General features: G+C 67.5%; 26 protein-coding genes and 1 pseudogene. 14 read left to right on the plus strand and 13 right to left on the minus strand.

Annotated features, from left to right (window positions below; translation table 11 throughout):
- Nucleotides 1–49: 49 nt before the first annotated feature.
- Nucleotides 50–847 (plus strand): SAM-dependent methyltransferase, encoded by a 798-nt coding sequence (locus tag C8258_RS19940; protein WP_106956502.1) that lies wholly within the window; start codon nt 50–52, stop codon nt 845–847.
- Between the two features lie 7 nt (nt 848–854).
- Here the strand turns inward: C8258_RS19940 and C8258_RS19945 are convergent, their stop codons facing one another.
- Together C8258_RS19945 and C8258_RS19950 are read right to left on the minus strand one after the other, a co-directional pair.
- Nucleotides 855–1,889 (minus strand): Gfo/Idh/MocA family oxidoreductase, encoded by a 1,035-nt coding sequence (locus tag C8258_RS19945; protein ID WP_106956503.1) that lies wholly within the window; start codon nt 1,887–1,889, stop codon nt 855–857.
- A 131-nt stretch (nt 1,890–2,020) separates the two neighbouring features.
- The gene (locus tag C8258_RS19950) at nt 2,021–3,802 is read right to left on the minus strand and encodes an MFS transporter (RefSeq protein WP_106956504.1); all 1,782 of its coding nucleotides are present in this window, start codon (nt 3,800–3,802) and stop codon (nt 2,021–2,023) included.
- Nucleotides 3,803–3,904: 102 nt separating this feature from the next.
- Here C8258_RS19950 and C8258_RS19955 point away from each other — a divergent pair, with 102 nt between their 5' ends.
- Entirely contained in the window at nt 3,905–4,513 is a 609-nt protein-coding gene (locus C8258_RS19955) for a TetR/AcrR family transcriptional regulator (RefSeq protein ID WP_106956505.1), read from the plus strand.
- Nucleotides 4,514–4,541: 28 nt separating this feature from the next.
- Here the strand turns inward: C8258_RS19955 and C8258_RS19960 are convergent, their stop codons facing one another.
- Both C8258_RS19960 and C8258_RS19970 read right to left on the minus strand, forming a co-directional pair.
- Entirely contained in the window at nt 4,542–5,339 is a 798-nt protein-coding gene (locus tag C8258_RS19960) for an SDR family NAD(P)-dependent oxidoreductase (protein ID WP_106956506.1), read from the minus strand.
- A 506-nt stretch (nt 5,340–5,845) separates the two neighbouring features.
- Nucleotides 5,846–6,166 carry a hypothetical protein gene (locus tag C8258_RS19970; RefSeq protein ID WP_106956507.1) on the minus strand — a complete coding sequence of 107 codons (321 nt, stop codon included), beginning with the start codon at nt 6,164–6,166 and terminating at the stop codon, nt 5,846–5,848.
- Nucleotides 6,167–6,181: 15 nt separating this feature from the next.
- Between C8258_RS19970 and C8258_RS33680 the strand changes: the two are divergent.
- A pseudogene (locus C8258_RS33680) lies at nt 6,182–6,685 on the plus strand (DUF397 domain-containing protein); the annotation flags it as partial.
- A gap of 86 nt (nt 6,686–6,771) precedes the next feature.
- On the opposite strand, the gene C8258_RS32915 reads toward C8258_RS33680, so the two are convergent.
- Genes C8258_RS32915 through C8258_RS19990 form a run of 3 tightly spaced genes read right to left on the minus strand, consistent with a single transcriptional unit; the run spans nt 6,772 to nt 7,986 of the window.
- Nucleotides 6,772–6,912, minus strand: coding sequence for a hypothetical protein (locus C8258_RS32915; protein ID WP_199195786.1), 141 nt, complete (start codon nt 6,910–6,912; stop codon nt 6,772–6,774).
- Between the two features lie 49 nt (nt 6,913–6,961).
- Nucleotides 6,962–7,594 carry a transcriptional regulator gene (locus C8258_RS19985; protein WP_106956508.1) on the minus strand — a complete coding sequence of 211 codons (633 nt, stop codon included), beginning with the start codon at nt 7,592–7,594 and terminating at the stop codon, nt 6,962–6,964.
- Nucleotides 7,595–7,641: 47 nt separating this feature from the next.
- Entirely contained in the window at nt 7,642–7,986 is a 345-nt protein-coding gene (locus C8258_RS19990; RefSeq protein WP_106956509.1) for a PEP-utilizing enzyme, read from the minus strand.
- Nucleotides 7,987–8,176: 190 nt separating this feature from the next.
- Here C8258_RS19990 and C8258_RS19995 point away from each other — a divergent pair, with 190 nt between their 5' ends.
- Complete coding sequence (locus tag C8258_RS19995; RefSeq protein WP_106956510.1) at nt 8,177–8,575, plus strand: DUF4870 domain-containing protein; 399 nt, start codon at nt 8,177–8,179, stop codon at nt 8,573–8,575.
- A gap of 124 nt (nt 8,576–8,699) precedes the next feature.
- On the opposite strand, the gene C8258_RS20000 is transcribed toward C8258_RS19995, so the two are convergent.
- The 3 genes from C8258_RS20000 to C8258_RS20010 are packed head-to-tail and all read right to left on the minus strand — an operon-like array spanning nt 8,700 to nt 10,031.
- A complete protein-coding gene (locus tag C8258_RS20000; RefSeq protein ID WP_106956511.1) occupies nt 8,700–9,125 on the minus strand; it encodes a DUF2871 domain-containing protein in 426 nt (141 codons plus the stop codon).
- A 44-nt stretch (nt 9,126–9,169) separates the two neighbouring features.
- Entirely contained in the window at nt 9,170–9,610 is a 441-nt protein-coding gene (locus tag C8258_RS20005) for a DUF4267 domain-containing protein (protein ID WP_106956512.1), read from the minus strand.
- 58 nt (nt 9,611–9,668) lie between these two features.
- The gene (locus tag C8258_RS20010; protein WP_106956513.1) at nt 9,669–10,031 is read right to left on the minus strand and encodes an antibiotic biosynthesis monooxygenase family protein; all 363 of its coding nucleotides are present in this window, start codon (nt 10,029–10,031) and stop codon (nt 9,669–9,671) included.
- 79 nt (nt 10,032–10,110) lie between these two features.
- On the opposite strand from C8258_RS20010, the gene C8258_RS20015 reads away from it, so the two are divergent.
- Entirely contained in the window at nt 10,111–10,599 is a 489-nt protein-coding gene (locus tag C8258_RS20015; RefSeq protein WP_106956514.1) for a MarR family winged helix-turn-helix transcriptional regulator, read from the plus strand.
- A 47-nt stretch (nt 10,600–10,646) separates the two neighbouring features.
- Here the strand turns inward: C8258_RS20015 and C8258_RS20020 are convergent, their stop codons facing one another.
- Nucleotides 10,647–11,534, minus strand: coding sequence for an LLM class flavin-dependent oxidoreductase (locus C8258_RS20020; RefSeq protein WP_106956515.1), 888 nt, complete (start codon nt 11,532–11,534; stop codon nt 10,647–10,649).
- A gap of 173 nt (nt 11,535–11,707) precedes the next feature.
- On the opposite strand from C8258_RS20020, the gene C8258_RS20025 reads away from it, so the two are divergent.
- Nucleotides 11,708–12,901 carry an NAD(P)/FAD-dependent oxidoreductase gene (locus tag C8258_RS20025; RefSeq protein WP_106956603.1) on the plus strand — a complete coding sequence of 398 codons (1,194 nt, stop codon included), beginning with the start codon at nt 11,708–11,710 and terminating at the stop codon, nt 12,899–12,901.
- Nucleotides 12,898–13,818: an RNA polymerase sigma factor SigJ gene (sigJ, locus tag C8258_RS20030; protein ID WP_106956516.1), complete on the plus strand. Its 921-nt coding sequence runs from the start codon at nt 12,898–12,900 to the stop codon at nt 13,816–13,818. The genes C8258_RS20025 and sigJ overlap by 4 nt, the downstream gene beginning before the upstream one ends.
- Before the next feature lie 151 nt (nt 13,819–13,969).
- Here sigJ and C8258_RS20035 read toward each other — a convergent pair whose 3' ends face one another.
- Nucleotides 13,970–14,743: an SDR family oxidoreductase gene (locus C8258_RS20035; RefSeq protein ID WP_106956517.1), complete on the minus strand. Its 774-nt coding sequence runs from the start codon at nt 14,741–14,743 to the stop codon at nt 13,970–13,972.
- Between the two features lie 163 nt (nt 14,744–14,906).
- Here C8258_RS20035 and C8258_RS20040 point away from each other — a divergent pair, with 163 nt between their 5' ends.
- Nucleotides 14,907–16,070 (plus strand): alpha/beta hydrolase, encoded by a 1,164-nt coding sequence (locus C8258_RS20040; RefSeq protein ID WP_233225214.1) that lies wholly within the window; start codon nt 14,907–14,909, stop codon nt 16,068–16,070.
- A 29-nt stretch (nt 16,071–16,099) separates the two neighbouring features.
- On the opposite strand, the gene C8258_RS20045 is transcribed toward C8258_RS20040, so the two are convergent.
- Complete coding sequence (locus C8258_RS20045; RefSeq protein WP_106956605.1) at nt 16,100–16,660, minus strand: TetR/AcrR family transcriptional regulator; 561 nt, start codon at nt 16,658–16,660, stop codon at nt 16,100–16,102.
- 169 nt (nt 16,661–16,829) lie between these two features.
- On the opposite strand from C8258_RS20045, the gene C8258_RS20050 reads away from it, so the two are divergent.
- The 6 genes from C8258_RS20050 to C8258_RS20080 all read left to right on the plus strand — a co-directional run bounded on the left by C8258_RS20050 (nt 16,830) and on the right by C8258_RS20080 (nt 22,696).
- Nucleotides 16,830–17,147, plus strand: coding sequence for a DUF222 domain-containing protein (locus C8258_RS20050; RefSeq protein ID WP_063002454.1), 318 nt, complete (start codon nt 16,830–16,832; stop codon nt 17,145–17,147).
- Between the two features lie 293 nt (nt 17,148–17,440).
- Nucleotides 17,441–18,652, plus strand: coding sequence for a GNAT family N-acetyltransferase (locus C8258_RS20060; RefSeq protein WP_106956519.1), 1,212 nt, complete (start codon nt 17,441–17,443; stop codon nt 18,650–18,652).
- A gap of 188 nt (nt 18,653–18,840) precedes the next feature.
- Nucleotides 18,841–19,611 (plus strand): trans-aconitate 2-methyltransferase, encoded by a 771-nt coding sequence (locus C8258_RS20065; protein ID WP_106956520.1) that lies wholly within the window; start codon nt 18,841–18,843, stop codon nt 19,609–19,611.
- 384 nt (nt 19,612–19,995) lie between these two features.
- The gene (locus C8258_RS20070; RefSeq protein WP_233225215.1) at nt 19,996–20,304 is read left to right on the plus strand and encodes a hypothetical protein; all 309 of its coding nucleotides are present in this window, start codon (nt 19,996–19,998) and stop codon (nt 20,302–20,304) included.
- Entirely contained in the window at nt 20,289–22,172 is a 1,884-nt protein-coding gene (gene dnaK / locus C8258_RS20075) for a molecular chaperone DnaK (RefSeq protein ID WP_106956521.1), read from the plus strand. Before C8258_RS20070 ends, dnaK begins: the two co-directional genes overlap by 16 nt.
- Nucleotides 22,173–22,180: 8 nt before the next feature.
- On the plus strand, nt 22,181–22,696 hold the full coding sequence (locus C8258_RS20080) for a nucleotide exchange factor GrpE (RefSeq protein WP_106956522.1): 516 nt from the start codon (nt 22,181–22,183) through the stop codon (nt 22,694–22,696).
- The last annotated feature ends 1 nt before the right edge of the window (nt 22,697 follow it).

Here is a 22,697-nt window from a genome sequence, read left to right on the forward strand (position 1 = left end):
GATGCCGCGCGGTTCGGCGGCGCCCCACACCTACGGGAGCTCAGCACTTATGGCCATCGACGATCCGGCGCAGATCCGCACCGATATCCCGCACTCGGCGCGCATCTGGAATTTCTGGATGGGCGGCAAGGACAATTACGAGGTCGACCGCGCCGTCGGTGAGGCGAGTCTGCAGATCGATCCGGATATCGCGACCATGGCGGTGCAGTCGCGGCAATTCCTGATCCGGGCGGTGCGCCACCTGGCCGGCGAGGCCGGAATCCGGCAATTCCTCGATATCGGAACCGGTTTGCCGACGATGCAGAACACTCACGAGGTGGCGCAGAGTGTCGCGCCCGACGCCAAGGTCGTCTACGTCGACCACGACCCGCTGGTCCTCGCGCACGCCCGCGCACTGCTCACCAGCACCACTCCGGAGGGCGTGACCACCTACGTCAACGCCGATTTCCACGAGCCGGAGAAGATCATCGCCGAGGCGGAGGCCATCCTGGATCTGCAGGAGCCGGTGGCCGTCATGTTCATGGGCGTCCTGGGCCACGCCCGCAGCTATGAGGACATGCTGCGCATCGTGCGCACGGTGCTGGCGGCGGTACCCTCCGGCAGCTACCTCGTGCTCTGGGACGGCACCGACGACAGTCAGCCGTATGTCGACCTGTGCGCAGAATACGCGAAAACCGGTGGTACACCGTACTATCCGCGCACGCGTGCCGAGATCGCCGCCGCCTTCGACGGACTCGAGCTCGTCGAGCCCGGCTTCACCTGCATCACGCAGTGGCTGCCCGACTCCCGCGAGGTCGGCCGCGCCGCCGAGATCGCGGCCTACGGCGGCGTCGCCCGCAAACCCTGACGGCCGCTCATCGAGCCGCCACCGCGCGCGCCCGCTCGATGATGCGCAGGACCGCGACGGCATCGGCGGGGTCCACCGGTGGTTCGGCGCCGTCCAGCAGGGCGGCGGCCACCCCGGCGTAGAAGTCCGGATAGGCGCCGGGTTCGCTGGGGGTCAGGCGTAGATCGCCCTCGGCGCCGAGCTGACCCCAGTCGACGGGATCGACACTCCCCCAGGGGCGCCCGTCGCCGGGACGGCGACCGGCCCGCAATGCCGCCTCCTGCGGGTCCAGCCCGTAACAGACGTAACCGGCCTCGGAGCCGAGCACCCGGAAGCGCGGACCCAGCTGCGGCGCAACGGCGCTCATCCAGAGATGCGACCGCACGCCCGAGACATGAGTGAGCGCCACGAAGGCATCGTCGTCGGCCCGCACGCCCGGGCGGCGGGCGTCGAGTTCGCTGTAGACGTCGTCGACCGGGCCGAACAGGTCGAGCGCCTGGTCGATCAGATGACTGCCGAGGTCGTAAAGGATGCCGGCGCCCTCGTCGGCGCCGCCGACCTCCCGCCACCCGCCCTTGATCCGCGGCCGCCAGCGCTCGAAGCGGGATTCGAAGCGGCGCACCTCACCCAGGGAACCGTCGATCATCAGCCGGCGTACCGTGCGAAAGTCGCTGTCCCAGCGCCGATTCTGAAATACCGTCAGCATGGTGCCGGCACGCCGGGCGGCCTCGATCATCGCCTCGCCCTCGGCGGCGGTCAGGGCGAAGGGTTTGTCGACCACCACCGGCAGCCCGGCCGCCACGGCCCGCAGCGTCAGGGAGCTGTGGGTGCGGTTGGGGCTCGCGATCACTACCAGGTCGATATCCGTTGCGGCGCCGAACAATTCGTCGTCCGTGGCGAATACCCGCACGCCGGGATGTTCCTCGCGCGCCTGGTCGGCCCGCTCCGGCGAGGAGGTCACCACCGCGGCCACGCGGAGCCGGGGGTCGGCGGCGATCAGCGGGGCATGGAACACCGCCCCGGACAATCCGTATCCGATCACCGCCACATTCGCCTGCGCCATCGCCGCTCCTCGATTCGACCTCCGCTCGCGCGGGCCGACCTTCACACCCGCGGGTGACCGGTGCCCGGCCCGCGACCATCACAACACGGCCGCGTACTCCGGCGCGGGGACGGCGGGCCCGACACTCCGACTCACCGCTTCCCGGCTCCAGCAGCCGATTCGGAGTCGGCAGACTCGTACCCGGCAGAGTCGTCCCCGCCAGAGTCGGATCCCGCAAATCCGGCACCAGCAGATCCCGACCTGGCAGGACCCACCCCGGCAGAGTCGGACCTGACAGATCCGGCACCGGCAGATCCCGGCCCGGCAGATCCCACCCTGGCAGAGTCGGAGCCGACAGATCCGGCATCGACAGGTCCCTTCCCGGCCGAGTCGGCACCGGCAGATTCAGCACCGGGCGATTCGGCACCGGATCGTGCCCGAGAGGGTGCCCACACTGCGAGGATCGCCGCGACTACCAGAGTCACCACCCCGAGCACGAGGGCGGCCTGGTGCAGGCCGTGCGCGAAGGCGGATTTCGCTTGTTCCGCAAGCGGTTTCGCCTGCGGTCCGATGCGCTCGGTCACGGCCAGCGCGCCCGCGAGCGAGCCGGTGACGGGCCCGCGGATCGGTTCGGGAATCCGGTCGGCGATCTCGGCCATGCGGTGGCTGTAACCGGCCGCCAGCACACTGCCGGCGAGTGCGATGCCCAGCGCGGCGCCCATCTCGCGAGCGGCGTCGTTCACCGCGGCCGCCACACCCTGTTTGTCGGCCGGCGCGCCGTCCACGATCGCCGCGGTGGCCGGCGCGGCCGCCAGGCCGAGGCCGGTGCTCATGATCAGCAACGGCCACAGCACATCAACGAAACTGCTCGTGGATGTCAACCGCGACAGACACAGCAGCCCGACCCCGACGACGACCAACCCGACCGTGGTCGGCGCCCGCAGCCCGAACCGCTGCGCCAGCCACGGCGCGATCACCGACAGTCCCACCATCGGCACGATCATCGGCGCCATCGCGACCGCCGAGAGCAGCGGCGAATAACCCAGGATCAATTGGAAGAACTGCACGATCACCATGAACAACCCGAACGAGACCAGGAACTGCACCGCCACCGACAGTGTCCCGGTTCCGAAACCGCGCCCGGCGAACAGCCGCACATCCAGCAGCGGGTGCTCGGCGCGCAGTTCGATCACGGCGAAAGCCGCGCCGACCGCCAACCCGGCGACCACCGCGCCCAGCACCATCGGATCGGTCCAGCCGCGCTGCGGGGCCTCGAGTGCCGCGATCACGATCAGGCCGACCGCGGCCGCGCCGCTCACCGCACCCCACGGATCGAAACGTGCCCGCTCGCCGTCCTGCGATTCGGGGACCGTGCACGCCGCGACCGCCAGAACCGCACCCGAGATCGCCATCGCGAGCGTGATCGACAGCCACGACCAGCGCCACAGCAGCACTCCGGAGCCCAGGATGCCGATAACCGCGCCGCCGCCGACCGTGCCCGCCCAGATACCGACCGCCACATTGCGGCGATCCGGCTCGACCCCGGCGGTGAGCAACGAGAGCGTCGACGGCATCACCAGTGCCGCACCGACTCCGGCGATTGCCCGCGAGCCGATCAGCCATTCCGGGCCGGCGACCACCAGCGGGACCGCCGACGCGATCGCGAACACCGCCAGTCCGATGATCATCACGATGCGGCGGCCGTAGCGGTCGCCCAGGGCGCCGGCCGGCAGTACCAGACAGGCCAGCGCGAGCGTGTAACCGTCGATGATCCAGGTCAATTGGGACTGCGTGGCGCCGGTGGCCGAGGCGATCTGCGGCAAGGCGGTGTAGAGCCCCGCCATCGACGCGACGACCAGCGCGACCGCCAGGCAGGACACGACGATCACCCATCGGGTGCGCACGGGTACGAGCTCGGTCATGGTTGCGTTCATCGCGCCTCCCGAGAAACGATACTTTCAGTTTCGCTATGCTACTCGAAGTATCGTTTCTATCCCGTGCGGCCGCCGATCTTGCCGAGGAGGAATCCTGAGACCATGACATCGAGTGCCGCGACAGAATCCGAGGACGACCCGCGCAAGGCGCGCTCACGTCGCCGCCTGCTGGCCGCCGCGGCCGAATTGTTGCGCGACGGCGGATTGGACGCGGTCACCATCGATGCGGTGACGCGACGCTCGGGCGTCGCGCGCACCACGCTGTACCGGCATTTCGACACCGTGGCGCGGCTGCGGGCCGCGACGCTGGAAGAGCTGATGCCGCCGGTGGTCGAGATACCGGACGCGGGCCCGCTGCGGGAGCGGCTGATCGAACTGCTCACCCGGCAGGCCGCGGCGATCAACGACGTACCGCTGCATCTCACCACGCTGGCATGGCTGGCGACCGGAGACGCGCAGGCCCACGGCGAGGGTGTGCGGTCCGGTTCGCTGCGCGCCCATCTCATCGACACCTACCGCCGCCCGTTCGACGAATTGTTCGACGACCCGCGGGCGCTCGCACTACTCGGCGATCGGGATCTCACCGCGGTACTGGCGCAACTCGTCGGGCCGATCGTCTTCGTGCGGCTCACCGGCATCGGCCGCGCCGGGCGCGACGACTGTACCCGCATCGTCGACGATTTCCTCGCCGCCTGCGAACGCGACCGCTGAAACAGCTTGCGTGCGGCGCAGTTTCGCGTCAGTAGTAGACGGGCCCCGGCACTCCCCCGCCGGCCGCGACGGCATCGCCGGTGATCGCGATGCTGCGCGGCGAGGCCAGGAAGGTGACGACGTCGGCGACCTCGCTCGCATCGATCACCCGGCGGATCGAGTTGGCGACCAGACCGGCCTCCAATTCCTCGACGGTGGCGCCGGATTCGGCGGCCTGGGCAGCCAGCCGTCCGGTGAGCCGCTCGGTCCGGGTGAGGCCCGGGTGCACGACCGTGACGTTGATCCCGTGCGGGCCGAGTTCGTCCGCGAGATTCTTGGTCAGCGCCGAGACGCCGACGTTGCGCACCGTCTGGGCGATCGAATTCGCCTGTCGCGCACCGAGTCCGCTGATGTTGACGATCCGCCCCCAGCCCTGCGCGATCAGATGCGGCGCGACCGCGCGGGCGGTGCGCAGATATCCGAGCACCTTGATCTCGACCTCGCGGCGCACGATGTCGTCGCTGGTGGCGTTCAGATCCGCGGGCGCGCCGGCACTCCACGGCGTGGCCGCGGCATTGACCAGGATGTCGACCCCACCGAGCTCGGCCACGGTGCGCTCGACCAGTGCCCGCACCTGTTCGTCGTCTCCGGTGTCGGTGGGCACCGCGACGATCCGCCGTCCGCTCTCCTGGGCGAGTGCCTGCGCGGCCGCCGCGAGCGGTTCGGCGGATCGGGCGGCGAGCACCACGTCGACGCCCTCGGCAGCGAGTCCGCGCGCGACGGCCAGGCCGATTCCCTTACTGCCGCCCGTGACGATGGCGCGCTTACCGCTCAGCTGCAAATCCATGGGAGCGACGGTAACAACGCCCGCCGTGCGCGTCGCGGATCCGGATCGGGCTGAACCGAATCCGGCTCGGTCGTTCTCGTTCTCGGCGACATCGACCCGCACCACCCCGTGATGCCCCCGAGGATCGAGGCCGCTTCCACGTCCCGGGCCCACTGAGCCGCAGCCCCACCGTGACGAGCCGATCGGCCGGAGTTTCCGAGGCCACCACATCGGCTCGCCGGCCCAGCACCGCCATCGAATCTATTGTCCATCCGTGGGCGGTGCAGGTGGTCAGCGGATCGCGCAGCACACCGCGTCCGTCCTCGTAGGTTACCGCGTAGCTGCGCTCGGCCGGATCGCGCCCGTGACGATGAACTAATCGTGCAAACCCCGCCGCTTTTCGCGGTTTTCGCACATTTCCGCAGAGGTTTGCACGAAAAATTCGGGGTGTGCGGACTGTGGGCCTGGGCGGTCACCGAAGCAGTCCACCGCAGGCACGTCACCGCAACGAGCGTTCCCGACCCGCACTACCAGTCCGGCTGGTAGCCCCAGCGCCACATGTCTGCGGGCTCCACCGTGGCCAGCGCCGCGAATCCGCACACCGATCGCGGACTACCGCCGATATGCTCCAGGTCGTGGACGATCACCGCCACCGCGTCGACCCGACGCAGGGCGGCAAGCAGATCAGGCACCGGCACGTCGGCGACGATCCCTAGCAAGCGATAACCCGCCTCGGTCGCGCGCCGGCGAATCGCGGCTTCGATCTGGGTTCGCCGATCGCCCGCCAGATCGGAGCAAACGTATCCGATTGCCTTGGGCCACTTCGACTTGTCCGGCTCCGCGCTCATCCGAGGAACCGCGTCATGGGCGCAGACTCCGAATTGCGGTGTCCCGGTATCCATTCGGTCCACATCTCGTGGGCGACGCGATCCCAGACAGCGGCCCAGTGGCGCGATGTTTGTTCCCGTGCCGCCGCGAGATCGGTGCCCGGCGCGAACTCGATCACGTCGCCGGTGGCCGTGTCGCGCGCCCGGCTGATCTCGAAGTGGTTCAAAAGCAGCCGAAGCCGGGACGGCGGAGAGTGCGTGGAGGTAGCACACCTCACCGCCGGCGCGGTCGGCGTTCGCGACTCCAAAACCCCACCGGGCCAGCACTCATCTTCACGCCCGACGAGTGGGATGCCTTTGCCGGTGGCCTACAGGACGGCCGATTCGAAGCCCCTACATAGCGAACAAGGCGGGAATAGCCAGGACCCGCGAACTGGAGTCAGAGGAGAACGCGGCGTGAGCGCTGACCTTCCCACTGCCGAGTGGTTCAAGAGCAGCCACAGCGGAACCGGTCAGGATTGCGTCGAGATTGCATATCTCGCCAAAGGCACTGTCGGAGTGCGCGACTCTGAGGACCCCACCGGCCCAGCGCTCCTCCCTCTTCGCCCCGGCCGAATGGGACGCCTTCACCACGGACCTTCAGGACGGCAAGTTCCAGCGACCGGCGTAGCAGCATGGGTTTCGAGCAGCCGCTCACCGAGTACGGCACAGGACAACGCGGTGATCGGCTCGACGTAGGTGGAGTCGGCGAATACCGGGTCGGTCATCGCTCCCTGATCGCGTTCGACCACCGACGGTGGCTTCGGACTTACTCGTCTACGAGGGGTGCGCCCTGTCGACACCGAGGGTGGCGATCAGATCTTCGTGCAGTTCGAACCACACTCGGTGGGCCGAGTCGTGTTCGGTGCCGGTGACCATCTCGGGATTATCGGCGGCCAGGGCGAGGGCCGCGGCGAAGCGGGTGTCGTAACCGGCGAACCGGGCGAGTCGTTCGGCGAGCTGGACCGACAGCGGCACCAATTCCTTTGCGAGGCTTTTTAGTTCGTCCAAGATCTGCCGGTCTCGCTGCGCGTCCTGGTGGTCGTTGTCCTGCATGCTGCCATCGGGAAGGATGGTCAGTTGCCAGGCGGTGCACGCCTGCACCAACCGCGCGTTGAGCGGGAGAAACATGCGATAGACGTCTTCCACCAACGCTTTCGCCCCACATTCGGACAGCTCGTCGGCGAGTTGCCGCTCGTTCTGCGCACGTCCGCTCTCGGTGAGCGACCACCCCGCGTCCGTCCCGAATCGGAAGCGGTTGATCCAACCGCGCTCTCGGAAGTCCCGCACGTGCGACTCGGCGAGGTCGACGGGCATTCGGTATCTGCCGGCGACCGCGTGCGTATCGACGAACCCGCCCAGGCGAATTGCGTGCAACGCGAGCAGCGAACTGCGTGAAACGTGCGTCATCGCGGACTTCCCTTTCGTGTCGAGCGGCCATGCCTGGTGAAGCGACGTCAATGGTGGGTCGAGCGAACGGCATGAACGTGTCCATTGGTTCCGTCGACCGAGATGATCCGATGATTCGCCAGGGTCTGCATCGCTCCCTCGGCCGCCACCACGGCCGGAATCCCGAACTCGCGGGCGACGATTGCCGCATGGGACAGCATCCCCCCGGTTTCGGTCACTACCGCGGCGGCAACGCCGAAAAGCGCTGTCCACGACGGATCGGTCGTGCGACAGACGATCACATCGCCCGGCCGGACCGCGTCGAAGTCGTCGACACTGTGGACCAGTCGAACCGGACCGGCGACGACACCACGGCTGGCCGCAGCGCCGGTGACAATGGGCGCTTCCGACATCTTGGTTCCTCCTGTCCGCCGCGATCGGCTCGTCAAACATAGGTTGACGATCATGTTCGCGTCAACTATCGGTTGACGTCATGGTGATAGCTCGCGACCCCTTCGCCGACAGCGGATCGGTCTGAAGCGCTACAGGGTTCGCGGGGAAAGTTGGGATCGGTAGGCGGCGCGCGGGGCGTCTACTCACCTCATGACATTTTCTCAACCTCCCGCGAACCAACCGCAGTCCGCCGGCCTGGACAAGAAGACCAGCGCGATCCTGTCGTACGCGCTGGGCTGGCTCACCGGAATCATCTTCCTCTTCATCGGACGAAACGATCCCGATGTGAAATTCCATGCCTCGCAATCGATCATCTTCTTCGGGGCGGTTTCGGTGCTCAATATCGTCCTGAGCATCCTCGGCTCGCTCCTCGGAGCCCTGGGCATCATCTTCAGCCTCGCCGGACTCGTCGTCGCGGTCTTCACGATCGTCGTCTGGATCATGGCCATGGTCCAGGCGAACAACACCGGCGGTGTCCGCGCGGCACTTCCCATCGTCGGAAAATTCATCGCCCCTTACGCCGACCGGCTGGCCAGCTCGATCAGGTAGCGGCGTCTTCGCATGGCGGCGGATACGACAGTCCGAAGACCAACGGCCCGAGACCATCTCGGGCCGTTGGCGTCCGCGCGGAACGGCCCGAGCATCCGGGTCGGCCGTCACCGATTCGGCCGGGTCAGGCGGGAACCACCTCCTCGCGGCGGGCCGTGATGGCCTGGTACACGGCGCGGAAGAACAGCACGAATCCGATGGTCAGCAGGACGTGACCGATGCCGGCCAGCTCCGCCAGTGGCGTGGATTCGCCGTACCCGAGGACGGTCCGGGTGCCGATGATCGCCATGCAGGCCACCGTCCAGAGGACCGCGATGTTGTAGACGGTGAAGAACCAGCGATAGGCGCGCGTGTTCGACAGGGCGAGTTGGTGTTCGAGCACCAGGACGATCAGGAAGAACAGTGTTCCCAACGCCAGCAGGTGAGTGTGGACCACGGCGAGTTCGGTCTTGCCGGTGAACTCATGGGCCTTGGCGAGTTGGCGGTAGACCAGGCCCGACGGCAGTCCCAGTGCGGTATAGCCGACGGCGGCCCAGTAGAGCTGTTTCATCGAGTCCTCGTTCGAATGATGATGCGGTCGTTCGGATGTGGAGGTCAGGCCGACAGCTGTGCGGTGGGCGCTGGGGCGGCAGCCTGCCGGGCCTCGGGCGCCTTGCCGCTTTCGCGGAGGATCAGCAGGCCCGTGACGGTGATCAGCGCGGAGGTCAGGCCGTGGACGCCGAACGCGGTGGCCGCGGAGCCGTGATGAGCCAGGACGTTGATCATGTCGCCCAACGGGGCGACGGCCGTCATCAGCAGAACCCACCCCAGGGCGCGGCGCCGGCCGGTCATCAGCAGGATGCCCGTGCCCAGGCCCATCGCGAGTTCGCGGCAGCCTTTCACGACGAGGAAGCCGCCGCCGTCGCCGGCGGGCACATTCGGCAGGCCGAAGCCTTGGGCGGCGGTGTCGGGAGTCAGGACGAAAGAAATCCCGAGGTAGAGGGTGAACAGAACGACAGCGGCCGCCAGGACGGTGTCGAGGTTGCGGCGTGACATGGTTGTTCTCCTGTGACGTTCAGACTGTGAACTGTTGTCCCACAACGGATCCGGACCGCTAGGACAGCATGTCGCCGGGGCCCAGTTCGAGGGTGGGATGGAAGATCATCGGCCGGGCGGTGAGGTCGAGATCGTTCTGCATCCGCAACGTCAATTCCCGCCATTCCGCCGTCCCGAGTGCGTTACGGAGGGCGGTGCCGCTGTCCCAATCCCCCACGTTGACGAAGACCGCCTCGGCCGCCTCACCGGCCGCCTGGAACATCCGGGTTCGGCGGAAACCGGCGGCGGCCGCCATGTACTGGGCGCTGTCACGCCAGCGCTGCAGGAACAGGTCCCGCTGGGCCGCGGGTACCGACATCGTGTTGATCACCGCGACCGGTGCGTCGGTCTCAGGAACGGAGGGGGTGCTGGAATTCGCCATATTGTCACGTTAAGTGACAATCACAATTTATGTCAATACTCTTAGATGGCAATCATGTTGGATTGCTAGTGTGGAGGTCATGACGAACCGGCCGCTGGACTCGCGCGCGGCATTCCTGTTGTCGCAGATCGGTTTCCACGTGTCGTACCAGCTCACCGAGCAGCTGGCGCGATTGGATCTGGACCCGGCCCACTTCGCGGTCCTCACTCAGCTGGCCGTCGCGGACGGCCGCAGTCAGCAGGAACTCGCGGATCTGCTGCGAGTCCACCGCAACGCGATGGTCGGACTGGTGGACGAGCTGGAAGAACGCGCACTGGTGACCCGGCGGCCACATCCGGCCGACCGGCGCGCGCACGCGGTCCACCTCACCGACAATGCCCGCCAGGTGCTCGAGTCGATGCAATCCGAGGCCGACGCACTGGAATCGGAGGTTCTCGCACCGCTGGACGAGACCGAACGAGCTGAGCTACTGCCGCTACTGCAACGCATCGCCGCCCACGCGGGCCTGCCCGCCGGCGTACACCCCGGCCTGCAACGACGACGCCGAGCACGCCGAGCACCGCGGTGAACGAGGTCCCGGCGAGCCCCCCACCACGCGCCACCGCGCACCGAGCGTCACTGCCGTGCGGCCACCACCTCGGAGGCAACCTCGAGGAATTTCAGGTCGGTGACGGCCGGGACCAGGATGAACTCGTCGCAGCCGGCTCGCTCCGCGCCGTCGAGAATGTCGGCGAGCACGTCGGGATTCGACGCGCGCGCCGACGCGGCGACCATGCCGGCCAACTCGGGCCCGAGGAAGCCGAGGTAGCGAGCAGTGAAGGAGCGCAGCGCCTCGGACGCATCGGGGACGCCCAGCGCGGTGAAGCAGCCGCTGACCTTGCGTGGCTTCGTCGTACGACCGGCCTCGGCCCAGCAGCCGTCGGCGAGATCGCTCACCTTGGCGATCTCCTCGGCGTCACCCGCGATGCTGAAGCCGGAGACGCCGTCGGCCCACCGCGCCGCGCGACGCATCGCCTTCGGCCCCATCGCACCGGCGAGGATGATCGGCCCACCCGGCTGCACGCACGCCGGCCCCACCGGGTCCGCGCCCTCGAACGGGGGCTCGCCGACGAGCAGTGACTTCAGCTCGGCGACCTTGTCGTCGAGCTGCTGGTGCCGTCGTTTGAAATCGGCGCCGAGAGCGCGGTAGTCGTGCTCTCGGCCGCCGACGCCGACGGCTACCTCGAGGCGGCCGTTCGCGAGCTGATCGAGGGTGCCGATCTGCTGGGCGACCATCGCCATCGGATGCTGCGGAAGCACCCAGAGGTTCGCCAGAACCTGCACTCGCTCGGTGACCGCGGCGCAGGCGCCCAGCGTCGCGACCATCTCCGGATTCGAGAACGTCACCCGCTCACCGACGGAAACGCTCGAAAAAGGGCCCACGTCGATTCGCCGGGCCCAGTCGACCGTCGTACCCGGCCCGTAGCCGGGAGCCATCTGCGGAAGTGCGACACCGATTTTCATGAGGCGACCCTCTCAGACCCGCCAGCTCGCGTCGGACCGTCCGACCGGGATTCAGCCTGAAATGTGATGTGTACCACTCCACCGGACGGGCCGGAATTGGGCTGTCGACAGGCTGCGAATGTGACGGTTGTCACTTTGTGTCGGTTCTGGAGGGTGTGGCGTGTCTGGAGGGCATGACTGATTTCAATGCCATCACCAAAGTGGTTGTGATCGGCGGCGGTTACGCCGGTGCCGTGGCGGCCAATCGGCTGCGGCTGCGCCGCGATGTCGAGATCACGCTGGTCAATCCGCGTCCGCAGTTCGTCGAGCGCATGCGGTTGCATCAGTTCGTGGCCGGTACCCATGAGGCTGCGATCGGCTACGACACGCTGCTCGGCGCCGGGGTACGGCTGATCGTCGATCGTGCCGTCCGCATCGATACTGCCGCCCGCCGGGTGGAATTGGGTTCGGGGCGCGCGCTCGACTACGACTACGTGATCTACGCGGTCGGCAGCACCGCCGCGGTGCCGTCGTCGGTGCCCGGTGCCACCGAATTCGCCTATCCGATCGCCGAATTCGAATACGCTCAGCGGCTGCGCGCAGCGCTGGCGGACGTGCCGGCCCAGGCGCCGATTGTCGTCGTCGGAGGTGGGCTCACCGGCATCGAGACCGCCGCCGAACTCGTGGAGCAGGGCCTTGTCGTGACCTTGGTGAGTGGCGGTAAGTTGGCGGCGAACTTCTCGAATCCGGCCCGGCGGTCGGTGGCGAAGTGGTTGTCCGAGAACGGAGTCGAGGTGCGTGAGCAAGCGCGGGTGGGCGAGGTTCGGCGCGACGGGGTCGTCCTGACCGACGGAGAATGGGTGCCCGGTGCGATCACGATCTGGACCGCCGGATTCGGGGTGCCCGAACTGGCGGCACGCAGTGGACTGCGCACCGACGAGCTCGGTCGGCTGCTGACCGACGAGACATTGACCAGCATCGATGATGAACGCCTTGTCGCCGCCGGGGACGCGGTCGCTCCCTCGGGCCGCCCGCTGCGGATGAGCTGCTATGCCGCCCAGCCGTTGGGTGCGCAGGCCGCCGATAATGTGCTGGTCCGCATCGCCGGGGACGAGCCCGCTGTGCTGGACGTGGCCTTCACCGCCTGCACCGTGGGTTTGGGTAGCCGCGCGGGTGCGATGCAATTCAGCCGGCGTGACGACACACCCGTGCCGATGTATCTCGGCGGGCGTACGGCCGGGTGGATCAAGGAACGGGTGGGTCTCGCGGGCCCGATCGGGACCATTCGCAAGGAAGCCCGCAAACCCGGCGCGATCCCGACCTTCCTGGGCTTGGGCAGGCGTAAGGATCTGAGCGCGGCCGAGCCGCAGGGAGTTTCGAAGCCATGACCTCCACCGATGAGCACACCGAGCGTTTCGTCCACCTGCGGCCGCTGCTGTTCACCATCGCCTACGAAATCCTGGGTTCGGCAACCGAAGCCGACGACGTGCTGCAGGACAGCTATCTACGGTGGCGGCGGGTGGACCTGGCCACGGTCCGGGATACGAAATCCTATCTGGCCCAGCTCGTCACGCGACAGGCACTGAATGCGTTGCGGGCCAGCGTCAGTCGCCGCGAGGAGTACGTCGGCCCATGGCTGCCCGAGCCGCTGCTGCTCACCGACGGCGACGCCTCGAGCGATGTGGTACTCACCGAATCGGTCTCGATGGGGATGCTGATCGTGCTGGAAACGCTCACCCCCATCGAGCGGGCAGTTTTCGTGCTGCGCGAGGTCTTCGGTTTCGACTATGACGAAATTGCTTCCGCAACAGGAAAATCCGTCGGCGCTGTGCATCAGACCGCGCGCCGCGCCCGCAACCATGTCCATGCCCGGCGCAAGCGCTCCGGCCCCGTCGACACCGCCCGAACCGCCGCGGTCACCGAACGCTTCATAACGGCCGCGACCACCGGCGACATGGAAGGCTTGCTGTCGCTGCTCGCACCGGACATTACCTGGACCACTGACAGCGGCGGCAAGGTGACCGCACTGCCGGAGCTGGTCATGGTCGGCGCCGAACGAGTGGGTGCGATTCTCATGGCGGTCTTCAGATACGCGCTGCGGCGTCCGGAAGTACGCGTCGAGACGGTGAACTGCAACGGTCAACCGGCACTCGCGTGCTACATCGGCGACAAATTGGAAGCCGTCCTCGTATTCGACATCGCCGAGGACCGGATCGTCAGCGGCTACGGTATCCGCAACCCCGACAAACTGGCCGCCCTCGACATCCCGCGCGCCATCAGCCGCACCGAAACGCCCACCGCGTAATCCCGCCCTGGGTAGCCGCATATCGAGCGCTCTTGCTTCTGGTCACGATCAGTAACCAGGGCCTTGCTGGTCACATGGTTGATGCCGCGGAGAGATCACCTGAAGGCGCTCGGGTGAGGAGCCGATGTACACGTGCCATCGCGAGGCGGGTTCAGCTGTTCTTGAAAGGGTTGAGGGTCTTCCCGGCGAGGTAGCCCAGGTGGATGGGCAGGGGTTTCATGGCGGCGGCGGAGATCTTGTTGAGGGTGCCGGGCACGCACACGGGCTTGCCCTTCATCACGGCGGCCCAGCCTTCGGTGACGACGGCTTCTGGCTGCTGCCAGAGGATTCGGGGCAGATGGTCGGCTTTGTCGCGAGTGCCCATGACATCGTGGAATTCGGTGTGAGTGAAGCCGGGGCACAGGGCGGTGACGTGGATGCCGTGGGGTTTGAGTTCCATGTCGAGGGCCTGTGAGGTGTTGAGCACGAACGACTTGATGCCGGTGTAGAGCAGGCTGGCCGCCGGTGGGGCGAACGCGGCGACCGAGGACAGATTGACGATGCGGCCCCAGTTACGTTTCTTCATGCCGGGGACGACCAGGTGGATGAGTTCGGTCGGGGCGGTCACCATCAGCTGGATCTCCCCGGCCAGGGCATCCCACGGGGTGTCGGCGAACGCGGTTTTACCCGACAGGCCCGCGTTGTTGATCAGGACATCGATGTCGAGGCCCTGCTGGTCGGCGTGGTTCACAATCGCGGTGGGTGCGGCGGAGTCGGTGAGGTCGGCGGCGAGCACCTCACAGCGCACGTCGTGCCGTTCGGTCAACTGCGCGGCGAGTTCCTGGAGGCGGTCGCCGCGGCGGGCGACCAAGAGCAGTTGGTAGCCGCGCGCGGCGAGGTGGCGGGCGAACGTCGCGCCGATGCCGGCCGAAGCGCCGGTGATCAACGCGGTGCGGGGGGGATGTGGTCATGGTTCCTTCGTTCGGGTGGGCCGCGAATGTCAAGCGAGCCCGCCTCATCTCTCGCTTTCTTGAATGGTCATCAAGAAGGGTAGCGACTTCTTGACTGGCGTTCAAGAAATCTCTACCGTTGCCGGACGATCTTCTTGGATGACGTCCAAGAAGAACTGCGACGAGGCGAAAAGGGCACACGGTATGACGAGCAGCGGGCCGGATCAGCACGAGGGAACGGCGGTACAGCGACGTGAGGTCGCCTTCGCGTCCGGGACGGACATGTGCGCAGCATGGCTGTACACCCCGCCCGACTCGCGGGGACCGCAGCCCATGGTGATCATGGGGCACGGGTTGGGAGCGGTTCGTCAGATGCGCCTGGATGCCTATGCCGAGCGGTTCACCGCAGCGGGCTGGTCGGTGCTGGTGTTCGACTACCGCCACCTCGGCGCGAGCGACGGATACCCACGCCAACTACTCGATATCGGCAAGCAACGCGCGGATTGGCATGCCGCCCTCGCCTTTGTACGCACCCTACCGGAGGTCGATGTCGACCGGATCGCGTTGTGGGGCAGCTCTTTCGGTGGCGGACATGTCGTCCAGGTCGCTTCCGAAGACAGCCGCCTCGCGGCCGTCGTGGCCCAGTGCCCCTTCACCGACGGACCGGCGTCGTTGCGCTCGCGGCTACGAACCGGCCCGCTGAGCGCGATAGCGCTGACAGTGGCCGGCATCCTCGACACGGTCGGTTCGCGGTTCGGCGCGAAGCCGATCCTGATGCCGATGGCGGGCACGTCCTACATGCCCGCGTTCGTGGCCTCACCCGACGCTCTCGCCGGTGCCTCCGCACTTCTGCCCGCGGGGACCCGGCTCTCGCGGCGCACCAGCGCGTTGTTGAAACGGATGCCCTCGGTGCGGGCTCAGGTGTCGACGAACATCGAGCTGACCGAGAGCGACGGTGGGCAAGAACCCGTGACCGTCGTCGGCCGCGACAGCATATGGGGTGTATTACGCGGCCCGGCCGGTGAATTCGATGCCGCCAACGCCCTGGCCGCACGGCTGGCGCTGCACCTACCGCTCTATCGGCCCGGTCGCGCGCTGGCTCGCTTCAGCACTCCGACGCTGCTGTGTGTCTGCGACAACGACGCGGCCGCGCCCGCGAAGACCACGAGGCGGCACGCGCGGGGCCTGGCGCACGTGCACGTCCAGAACTACCCTTGCGACCACTTCGACATCTACGTGGGCGAGCACTTCGAGCGCGCCGTGCGTGACCAACTCTATTTCCTGGCAACACAATTCGACTACACCGCACGCAACACGCAGTAGGTTGCCCCGGGCCAGTCGAGTCCAGGCACTCAGCCGGCGGCTGCGGCAAGACCGCGAGCGCTGTTCAGCAACGTCTCGATCACCGCGCGCCGCTGGGTCTGCTCCGTCGGATGCGTCAGCAAGCCCTCGACAACGAAAACGCCGATGGCGACCAGCGGATCCACTTCGTCAGCGGGCACGCCGAGCTCGATGAGCTCTGCCCGGAACAATCCCTCGGCCAGCGCGTGGAACTGCTCGTGCCATTCCCGGATGGCCGCGGACTCCTCGGCGCGTGTGTGGACCGTGCTCACCAACCGGCCCAGCTGCTCCAATTCCTCGACCAGCCACAACAGCCGATCAGCCAGGCTCAAGTCCAGCACTTCACTGTAGGAGGCCATCGAGTCGGCCAGGACCGCGTCCAGGACCGCGATCAATACCGCGTCCTTGTCCTGGAAGTACCAGTACAGCGTGTTCGACACCACCCCGGAATCCCGGGCGATCCGCGCCATCGATGCCGCGTCGTAGCCCCCCTCGACGAACAACCGCCGTGCAGCGGCCACAATTTCCGCACGCTTCTCTTCTCGATCGCGTGGCCGTCTGTTCCGAGGCATCTCCAGTCCTGACTCATCATCCAGCGTTGACCCAACCTTATCTTGGACAGCCCCCAAGACCACGGCACACCCGATGCCTCGAAACGTCCTGTACTGGTGCCGGAAAGTCCGACGCGCTGGCCGAGTCGACTATCGAACAACTGTTCGAGCATGCGGTAAGCTGCCTCGCGTGAACACACATTCGACTGCATTGGCACCGAATGCTCCGGCACGGGGATGGTCGGAACTGGCCGATGTCGACTTGCTGCGCACCCTCGTCGAAACCGAACGCCGCCGGCGCCGATTGGGTGCGGCCATGGTCGCGGCCGTCGCCGAGGCCGAGCGTCGCGGCCTCGCCGCCGACACCGGCTACCGGGACACTGCAGAGCTCTTGAGCGATCTACTGCGGATCAGCGCCTCCGAAGCTCGTCGGCGAATCGAATACGCCGCCCCGCGAGCCCGCTCCCGCGCCAGAAAGGCGTGGCGAGCGATGGCGGCAGCAGGCTGAGACCGAGGCCGAGCCCAGGCGGCTCAGCCCCCGGTCCGCATAACTCCCTCACACGCCGCCGGTTTCGGACTCGCCGGCACCGAACCGAGCTGATCGCGCAGCATTGTCCCGGCGTAGTCGGCGGCGGAACAGGCCGCGGCGCTGTAGTTCCGGCACGACCAGGTCGACGAAATCGTCCACCCTGCGCCGGAACGCATGACGGCATTCGCTGGGAACGGCCGCAGCGATGGCCCGCTACCGTGGTCGGAGGGTGAGGCCCGCACAGTGCCCGCGCACGACCTCGGAGGTAGCGAATGACCAGCGGAACAGCAGCCGTCGAACTCGCGACGCTGACTGCGGCCGGGGATGTGCGGGCGGCGGGAGAGATCTTCCGCACCGCGATGGTCGGTCTGCCGCCGCTGCCGGACGGCGCCGACGGACTGGTCGAGCCGGGGCGCACGCTCGGGGCGCGGCTGGACGGCCAGTTGGTCGGGGCGGTCGACTCCTATACGAGTTGGCTGGAGGTGCCCGGCGGGCAGCGTCTTCCGCATGCGGCCGTCACGCATGTCGGTGTGCTGCCGACCCATACTCGCCGGGGTGTGGTGAGTGCCTTGTTGCGGCGTCAGCTGGCCGATGTCGCCGAGCGCGGTGAGGTGGTCGCGAGTCTGCGCGCCACTCAGGGCGGCATCTACGAGCGGTTCGGGTACGGGGTGGCGAGTTCGTACGCGACGCTCGAGGTGGATCGACGGCAGGCCCGATTGCGCGACACTGTCGCCCCGGGCGGGCCGGTGCGATATCTCGATGCCGAGAACCGGTGGGAGACGCTCGCGAAAGTCTATGCGGCCGTGGATAATTCGTGGAGCGGCGCGATCGATCGGCCGCCGTATTGGTGGCGGTTCCAGGAGCTGGCGGCCGGCAACACGGGCTGGACGGTAGTGCACGGCGAGCCCGGCGCCGAGGACGGATTCCTGCGCTATCGCCCTTCGGACAGCGCGGGCTGGCCACGCAATCCGCAGCGCACGATCGTCGTCGACGACTGGGTGGCGACCACACCCGCGGCCTATCGCGGACTGCTGCGGCACCTGCTCACCCACGACATCGTGGACCGGATCGTGATCACCTTCGCACCGGTCGACAGTCCACTGCGGCACCTGTTCACCGACGAGCGGGTGGTCTCCGTCGCCGGCGTGCACGACGAGACCTGGCTGCGGCTCGTGGACGTCCCGACGGCGCTGCGACGCCGAAGTTACCGCGAGGCACCGGCAGTGGTCCTCGCGGTGACCGACGACATCCTGCCCGCCAACAGCGGCTCCTACCGCATCGCCGCCGATGCCGTCACCCGCGTCGACGCCCCCGCCGATCTCACCACCGACGTGGCCGCCCTCGCCGCGGTGTACCTCGGCGGATCCACCTGGCAGCAGCTGGCCCTCGCCGGTCGGGTGAGCGAAAACCGCTGCGGCGCAATCGAAGACGCGGACAATCTGTTCGCCACCACCTCGGCCCCGTTCGCCGGCACCTACTTCTGAACCCGGCGAGACGACACGTCGGCGCCGGGCCGGCGCACCGGCCGGGACGAGGCGGTCGCGACCGTGGCGGAGTCGACCGTGCTCGACACACCGACCGGATCGCTTCACACCGCCGCCGCACCGGAAGCGCCGCATCGCGCTAACATAACGCTCGTACGGTTAGACCCTCCGGCGATGGGACGCAGCCCATGTGGGATCCCGAGAAGTACCGCAGTTTCGGCGACCATCGCTCGCGTCCGTTCTTCGAACTGGTGGCGCGCATCGACGCCGAGAACCCGCGCCGGGTGGTCGACCTGGGGTGCGGGCCCGGACAGCTCACCGGCGTGCTGGCTCAGCGGTGGCCGCAGGCGCGCATCGACGCGTTCGATTCCTCACCCGAAATGGTCGCGGCGGCAAGAGAATCCGGTATCGGCGCCGAAGTGCGCTCCGCCGAGGAGTGGCAGCCCGCACCCGATACCGATGTCGTGGTGACCAATGCGGTGCTGCAGTGGGTGCCGACGCATACCGCGCTGCTTCCGCGGTGGGTGGCGGCCCTGCCGTCCGGGGCCTGGCTGGCGTTGCAGGTGCCGGGCAACTTCGACGCACCCTCCCATGTCGCCATCCGCGAACTCGCCGCGCGTGAGGAATGGCGGCCGCGCCTGGAATCGAGCGGCATCCTGCACCCGCGCGACGTCCTCGATCCGAGCGGCTACGCGACGCTGCTCACCGCGGCCGGATGCGCGGTCGACGCCTGGGAAACCACCTATCTGCAGCGACTGACCGGCAACGATCCGGTCCTCGAATGGGTGACCGGAACCGCGCTGCGCCCGGTCCGAAGCGCGCTCGACGACGAAGCGTGGACGGAGTTCACCGCGCAACTCGCACCGATCCTGCGCGCCGCCTATCCCCAGCGCGCGGACGGAACGACCTGGTTGCCGTTCCGGCGGGTCTTCGCCGTGGCCCACAAGTCCGATGACTAGCGCCTCATCGAGCGCGTGAGCGCCGATCGGCGCGCGGCGGGCCTGCTCTGCCTCAGGATTGGTCACCCCGCTGCGAGCTTGCTGAGAACATCGCTCGGCGGCGAAGATTCCTGGTTTCGGGCGTCCGACTCGTGGTAGCCACCGGGAGTGGTGGTTGATGCCCGGAGTGTGCGCACCGGCCGCCTCGAGCGGGTTCCGGCAGACATCTGTGTTCCGGCTGGGTTCTGGACGCCACCGTCTCCCGTTCTTTCGACGCCCAACGGGCGAATGAGGAACTGTCAGGCGGTTGAGCCGTGAGTTCGAGCGGTTGGACCGACCAGCCGAACGCCGAACCGGTATGCGCCGGCTCGGCGAACACCGAATCATCGACGCCCTGGAGGCGTGATGTCCGAGTCCGGTCGTGCAACCTCCGCGATACGTCCGAACCAACCTGCCCGCCAGGTAATAGCAACCTTCGACGACTCCGCCGACGCTGAAAGCGCCGTCGACTTCCGCTCCGACCAGCATTTCGCGGTAGACGAATCGGCCATCGACGAACACGAGGCATCGGGCGGCCGGCGCGACGTCACCTCGACCCAGCCGTCACAACCACGTCACTACGAGGTCCTCGCCGACGTCGAGGTCGCGGACGAACCGTGCGCCTGCTCACCGGCCGGACCGATCGAAAGGAATGAGCCATGGCGACCGCTGTAGGTATAGACCTGGGCACCACGAACTCGGTCATCGCGAGCTGGCAAGGCGGTGAGCCGGTCGTGATCTCCAATACCGAGGGAGCGCGAACGACGCCGTCGGTGGTGGCATTCACCGAGAGCGGGGAGCGCCTGGTGGGTCAGCTCGCCCGACGACAGGCGATCTTGAATCCGAAGGGCACCATATATTCGGCGAAACGCTTCATCGGACGTCATTACGACGAGGTCTCCGAAGAGGCCAAGGCGGTGAGTTTCGACGTCGTACCGGGGGACAACGGTGAAGCTCGATTCGACGTGCGGGGCAGGAAGTACGCGCCTGAGGAGATCAGTGCCCTCGTGCTGCGCAAGCTCGTCGACGACGCGAGCAAGTTCCTCGGTGAGAAGGTCAAGGAAGCGGTCATCACCGTTCCGGCCTACTTCAACGACGCGCAGCGCAACGCCACCAAGGACGCCGGCCGGATCGCGGGCCTCGACGTTTTGCGGATCATCAACGAGCCGACCGCTGCGGCTCTGGCGTACGGCATGGACAAGCAGACCCACGAGACCGTGTTGGTCTTCGACCTCGGCGGCGGCACTTTCGATGTGAGCCTGCTCGACGTCGGCGACGGGGTGGTCGAGGTTCGTGCGACGGCGGGCGACTCCCATCTCGGCGGCGACGACTTCGACCGACGTCTGGTGGACTATCTCGCCGACGAATTCCAACGCGCGGAGAACATCGATCTGCGCAAGGATCCGCAGGCGTTACAGCGCCTCTTCGAGGCGGCGGAAAAGGCCAAGGTCGAGTTGTCCTCGGTGACACAGGCTCAGGTCAACCTGCCCTTCGTCACCGCTGACGCGAACGGTCCCAAGCATCTCACCACGACGGTCATGCGATCGAAGTTCGAGGATCTGACGGCGGATCTGGTGGAGCGCTGCCTCGACCCGGTGAAGCAGGCCATGAGCGATGCCAAGGTCACCGCCAACGACATCGACGAGGTGATTCTGGTCGGCGGGTCGACGCGTATTCCGGCGGTGCAGGCGCTGGTTCGCCGGCTCACCGGTGGCAAGGACCCCAATATGAGCGTCAATCCGGACGAGGTCGTGGCGCTCGGCGCCGCGGTCCAGGCGGGAGTGCTCAAGGGCGAGGTCTCCGATGTGCTGTTGCTCGATGTCACCCCGCTGTCCCTCGGTGTCGAGACCCAGGGCGGGGTGATGACCAAGATCATCGAGCGCAACACGACGATCCCGGTCCGGCGCAGTGAAGTGTTCGCCACCGCGGAAGACAATCAGTCGGCAGTGGATGTCGTGGTCCTGCAGGGCGAACGCGAACGGGCCGCCGACAACCGGGTGCTCGGTCGGTTCCGGCTGGAAGACATCCGCCCCGCGCCTCGTGGCGAGGCCCAGGTCGAAGTCACGTTCGACATCGACGCCAACGGCATCCTCAACGTCACCGCTCGCGACAAGGACACCGGTAAGGAGCAGAGCATCACGATCAGCGAGCAGGGCAATCTGGACCAGAGTGAGGTCGAGCGGATGCTCGCGGAGGCCGAACGGAACCGGGCCGAGGACGAGGCGCTGCGAAAGGCGGTCGATGCGCGCAACGCGCTCGATTCGGTTGCCTATCAAGTGGAACGGCGACTGGCCGAACTCGGCAACAGTGCCCCTCCGCACGAGAAGGCGCGTGCCGAGATGCTGATCGCCGACGCCCGGAAAGCCGTGCAAGACAATGCTTCCCCCGCGGAGGTGGAGCCACTCACCTCGGAGCTGCAGCAGCTGCTCTACGGGCTCGCGTCGGCCCAGACCGGCGGCGACGGGCACCAGGCAGCAGGCGGCGGAGGTGCCGCGTCGTCGGATGACGACGACGTGATCGACGCCGAATTCGATCGAAGCTGAGGCACACGATGGAAAGGTCTGCAGATCATTCGCCGACCGAGTCGACCACCGACGAGGATCGGACCGAGACGGCTCCTGATCGCACCGACACGGGAGCCGAGCTGGCTCAACTCGAGGACCGCTGGCGCAGGGCCCTGGCGGATCTGGACAACCTGCGCAAGCGGGTTGCCAAGGATCTGGAGCGTGCACGGGCCGCGGAGGTGGCGAGGGTTTCCGCCGCGTGGCTCCCGGTGCTGGACAACTTGGAGCTCGCGCTGGCCCATGCGGGCAGCGATCCCCAGGCCGTCGTCGAGGGCGTGAAGGCGATCCGCGACCAGGCGGTACAAGTGCTGGCACAGTTCGGCTTCGAGCGCCACGACGAGGTCGGCGTGCCGTTCTCCCCGGAGCTCCACGAAGTGGTCAGCGTGGTGGCCCAACCCGACCTTCCCTCCGGGACCGTGATCGAGGTCGTGCGCCCCGGCTATGGGGAGGACGGCCGGCAGTTACGTCCCGCCTCCGTGGTTGTCAGCCGGCCCGAGGGGTGAG

It is taken from the genome of Nocardia sp. MDA0666, from assembly GCF_003023875.1.
In the GTDB taxonomy this organism is placed as follows: Bacteria; Actinomycetota; Actinomycetes; order Mycobacteriales; family Mycobacteriaceae; genus Nocardia; species Nocardia aobensis.